The sequence below is a fragment of the Thalassospira sp. MCCC 1A01428 genome (assembly GCF_002115825.1).
In the GTDB taxonomy this organism is placed as follows: Bacteria; Pseudomonadota; Alphaproteobacteria; order Rhodospirillales; family Thalassospiraceae; genus Thalassospira.
In genome coordinates this window covers 1-4,223 of record NZ_JFJZ01000101.1, presented here as the reverse complement: position 1 = coordinate 4,223, position 4,223 = coordinate 1, and the positions used below count along the sequence as shown (strand labels likewise).

Genomic DNA, 4,223 nt, shown 5'->3' with positions numbered 1-4,223 from the left:
AATAGGTCCTGAGCCTAGGAAAGATGCGTATTCTTATCATTGAAGATAACCTTATTTTGGCCGATAAAATTGCCGCGGCGATGCGGCAAATGGATCATGCTGTCGATCTGGTGCATGATGGCGAAGATGCCCTGCGGCTTGTTTTGCAGGAAACCTTTGACCTTTTAATTCTGGATTTGTCGCTTCCGGGCATGGACGGGCTGGAAATTTTAAAGACCGTGCGGGTTCGTAAAATCAATTTACCTGTCATGATATTGACCGCGCGAGGAAACCTGGATGAACGGGTTGCCGGTCTGGATGCCGGGGCCGATGACTATATGGTTAAACCATTCGAGATTTGCGAACTTGAAGCACGTGCGCGTGCGCTGCTGCGTCGGAATGTCGGGGTGCGAAACCCCAATATCTCGGTTGGGAAACTGGTCTTTAATTCGATTGACCGATCCGTAAGCGTAAACGGCGATTTTGTTGCCTTAACCCCCCGCGAACGCGGGGTATTGGAAGTTTTATTGCTAAATATCAGTCAAGTGATCAGCAAGGAAAAAATCGCGCTGCATTTGTTTGGTTTTGACGATGAGGCCAGTGTGAAATCGATCGAGCTTTATATCAGTCGATTGCGTAAAAAAATTGCACTGGCCGATGTTGAAGTGCGGACAATTCGCGGCCTTGGTTATATGATTGACGAATGACGGAAAATATTAAGACGACGTCCCTGCGCGCAAGGCTTTTGCTGTGGCTTTTGTTGCCAGGGCTGATCATGGCATTTGGTCTGCTTGCCAAAAATTATCTGTCGGTTAGTGAAGTCGCGAACCGTATTCAGGACCGCCTTTTGGTCGCACTGGCTGTTACAATTTCCGAACATGCGATTAAATCAAGTGGCGACCTTTTATCGCGCGATATCGAACTGTTACTTGAACAATTTACCCGCGAGAATACCTATTACAGAGTGCAGGGGCCAGATGGTGCCTTTGTGACCGGAGATTTCGGCCTGCCGCGTGCCGCCAAAGACCTGGTTTTGCAACCGGGTGTTCCGCATTTTTACAATGCTAATTATCGGAACGAGGATGTGCGCGCAGTGGCGATGAAATATCTGGTGTCGGATCCATCGTCGAATATTCACGGATGGGTTACGATTGATGTTAGTCAGACCCGCCGACAACGCGACACCCTTATTCATGATGAATTAATGGGATCGACCACTGATTATCTGGTTTTGATGTTTATCAGCGGCGTTTTTGCATGGATCGGTGTAACGCATGGTCTTGCTCCCCTGCAACGTTTGCAACAGGCCATTCGCCGCCGATCTACCGATGATTTACGCCCCATCCGCCATGTGATGCCCAAAGAAGTGACCGATGTGGTGATGTCGCTTAATGCATTATTGGCCCGTCTTGAAAGTTCGATCACGGCCAATCAACGCTTCATTGCCGATGCGTCGCATCAATTACGGACACCGTTGGCAACCGTGCAGGCCGAGGCAGAGTGGGCTTTGCGCAATACCCGGAACGATGAAGACAGAGAGGCGCTTGAACGTATCGTTCATCAAACGCGCCAGACCGCTCGGCTGACCTCGCAGCTTTTAAATCTGGCCCGTGTCTCGCCCGAGGGACGCAAGGCCAGCTGTTACGAGAAGATTGATCTTCTAAGGGTTGCGACCAATGTGACATCGGAAATGTTGCGATCTGCCGCCCGCCATAACGTTGATCTGGGCTTTGAGGATCAAAGCGAGGGCCTTAGCTGCGACATTGAAACCGGTAACGAGGTGCTGTTGCATGAAGCACTGGCGAACCTGATCGATAATGCGATTACTTATTGCCCGGCGGGCTCTGTGGTCACCGTCCGGGTGATTGGCAGTGGGGCCGCATCGGGCCCGATGCTGGAAGTTGAAGATAACGGGCCGGGTATCCCCGAGAAAGACCGGGACGCCGTTCTTGAGCGGTTTGTCCGTCTTGATAGCAATAATAAACAAGGTTCCGGTCTTGGCCTTGCCATTGTCAAGGAAGTCGCCGAGGCGCACGAGGCGATTTTAAGCCTTGAAGACGGGCCAAATGGCAGCGGATTGCGGGTCCGTATTGCTTTTCGTTAACAGTTATAACGTCTGACGCAATAAGGACCCGCGTTTGATGACCGGCAACCATTCTGGCGGCTTTAGGATTGATTTTTGCTGTTGCAGACACCGACAATCGCTTTGTGGTCATTCTTTTCAACCGCAAAAACAATCAGTGCAATCAGGCGATAAAAACCGTGGACGAACTTTCCGTAAGGCATCGACAGAAACAGGGTTAAAACCACGCCCAGATGAAGGCATAGGGCTATACCAACATATGAGGTGTCGCGAACAATCATCAGGCCAAGCCCGGTTATGCTGGTAAGCAATAAAAGGATGAGGAAACTGATATCCATGCCTTTGTTGGTTTTGCCTTTTGGCGCTGCATCGGCCTTTCTTTTAAGCGCAAGCAGACCGACGGGGCCGATGATGAGACCCAGACCACCAACAATACCAAACAGTTTAGGCAGGCTTAGAAACCCGTATGGTGCTTGCAAGTCAAAGCCGTAATGCATGATCGTACCCGACGATGTCGCCGCAAAACACAACATGAAACCCCAGAACGTCATCTGATGGAACCAGCGGCGCGCCATCGACGGGGTTTCATCGGGATAAGAACATCCCTGTCCGTTGCCACCATCAAGATATTTTAGCGACAAGGCATCTTTTATTCCCTGATAGACTTGGGGATAATCAAGTTTCAGTGGGCTTGGCAGTTGCATTGTGCGCCAAAATTTGGCGGTTGATGCGACCAGTGCCAGCAAAACGAAACCACCAACAGCGCCAAACAGCGCGGCGAGAATATTGTGGGGAATCACACCGTAAAAGGCAGTATCGTGAACGGCAAAAAAGTCGGCACCGGTTAAAAGAACGGTTGCAGCAAAGAACGCGGTGATGACCACAATTGACAACAGGCTGACCCACAGGCCGTTATTAACAAACAACTTGCCCATGAAGCCAGGCCAGGCATAAATGCCATAGTTTTCCTGGCGCAGTTCAGCCATGGCAGCAGGCACATTCAGCTGAAATTCATGCGGAGGAGCATATTGGCAATTGTGATAGCAGGCCCCGCAATTATGGCAAAGATTGGCCAGGTAATCGACGGTATCGGCATTAAATTCCAGGCGCAGTTCCATCGCCTGGAAAACAGCACAATGGCCCTCGCAATAGCGGCACGCGTTACAGATGGACATCACCCGTGCGGCTTCGGTTGTTTTATCGGTTGAGCGCATAATCAGCAGCCTCGCTTCCTGCAATTCGTCCAAACACATTGCCAATCGTCATGCCGATGCCAGCCAAATATCCTTGGCCCAGCACGTTTCCGGCCATGATTTCGCCTGCGGCATAGATGTTGCGGCTTAGGGTGCCATCAGCCATTTTCATGCATGCTTTTTCGCTGACTTCGACGCCGAGATAGGTGAATGTTATGCCCGGGCGCAGGGAATAGGCACTATAGGGGGGCTGATCAATGCGGCGGGACCAGTTGGTTTTGTTAACGGTTAGCCCGCTGGTATGAAGACCATCCAATGTTGTGTGGTCAAAATCACCGGGTTGAACCGCGTTGTTGAAGCTGGAAACAGTTTGCGCCAACACATTCGGATCCAGGCCGATTTTTTCGGCCAGTTCTTGAATGGTATTGGCAACAACAGCGGGGAATACCGGGGGCATGAACCCGCCTTTGGCTTTTTGGTCTATAATCACATGGGCGACCTGGCCGGGCTGATCCGCGACCAGTCGCCCCCAAATGGCATAGCGTTTCGGCCAGAAATCCTCTCCCTCGTCGTAAAAACGCTTGGCATTTTCATTGACGACAATACCAAGCGATACACAATCAACACGGGTGCAAATGCCGCCATCAAATTTTGGCGCACGCCCGTCAATTGCAACGGCATGACACTGATTGGGTTCACCGATCTGGCTGGCACCATGATCGAGCAACATTCTTAAAAGATCGCCCCGATTATAAGGCGTGCCGCGGATCAGGAAATTTTCTGCGATGTCGCCCCAGGCTTCTTTCAGCCATTCAATATTGGCTTCAAATCCGCCTGCAGCCGCAATAAAGGCCGTGGCGGACACCGTGTGCTCCCCGATGCGAAGGCTTTTAAATTCGCCATTCTGGATGTCGATGCCGGTTACCATTGCGTCATAATGAACTTCAATGCCCAGTTTTTCAGCGTGG

4 protein-coding genes are annotated in these 4,223 nt (G+C 51.1%); 2 read left to right on the top strand and 2 right to left on the bottom strand.

Annotated elements, in window-relative coordinates:
- Positions 1-23 precede the first annotated feature (23 nt).
- Both THS27_RS25810 and THS27_RS25805 read left to right on the top strand, forming a co-directional pair.
- A complete protein-coding gene (locus THS27_RS25810) occupies positions 24-686 on the top strand; it encodes a response regulator transcription factor (RefSeq protein ID WP_085595825.1) in 663 nt (220 codons plus the stop codon).
- Positions 683-2,083 (top strand): sensor histidine kinase, encoded by a 1,401-nt coding sequence (locus THS27_RS25805; protein WP_085595823.1) that lies wholly within the window; start codon positions 683-685, stop codon positions 2,081-2,083. The genes THS27_RS25810 and THS27_RS25805 overlap by 4 nt, the downstream gene beginning before the upstream one ends.
- 62 nt (positions 2,084-2,145) lie before the next feature.
- Here the strand turns inward: THS27_RS25805 and tcuB are convergent, their stop codons facing one another.
- Both tcuB and tcuA read right to left on the bottom strand, forming a co-directional pair.
- Positions 2,146-3,276 carry a tricarballylate utilization 4Fe-4S protein TcuB gene (gene tcuB, locus THS27_RS25800; RefSeq protein ID WP_085595821.1) on the bottom strand — a complete coding sequence of 377 codons (1,131 nt, stop codon included), beginning with the start codon at positions 3,274-3,276 and terminating at the stop codon, positions 2,146-2,148.
- On the bottom strand, positions 3,260-4,223 hold a 964-nt coding region (gene tcuA, locus THS27_RS25795), incomplete at its 5' end, for an FAD-dependent tricarballylate dehydrogenase TcuA (RefSeq protein WP_139835760.1). The genes tcuB and tcuA, both read right to left, overlap by 17 nt.

Bases quoted from the DNA above. Each gene is read 5' to 3' on its own strand.
- THS27_RS25810 (WP_085595825.1), top strand. From the start codon at position 24: ATGCGTATTCTTATCATTGAAGATAACCTTATTTTGGCCGATAAAATT.
- tcuB (WP_085595821.1), bottom strand. From the start codon at position 3,276: ATGCGCTCAACCGATAAAACAACCGAAGCCGCACGGGTGATGTCCATC.
- THS27_RS25805 (WP_085595823.1), top strand. From the start codon at position 683: ATGACGGAAAATATTAAGACGACGTCCCTGCGCGCAAGGCTTTTGCTG.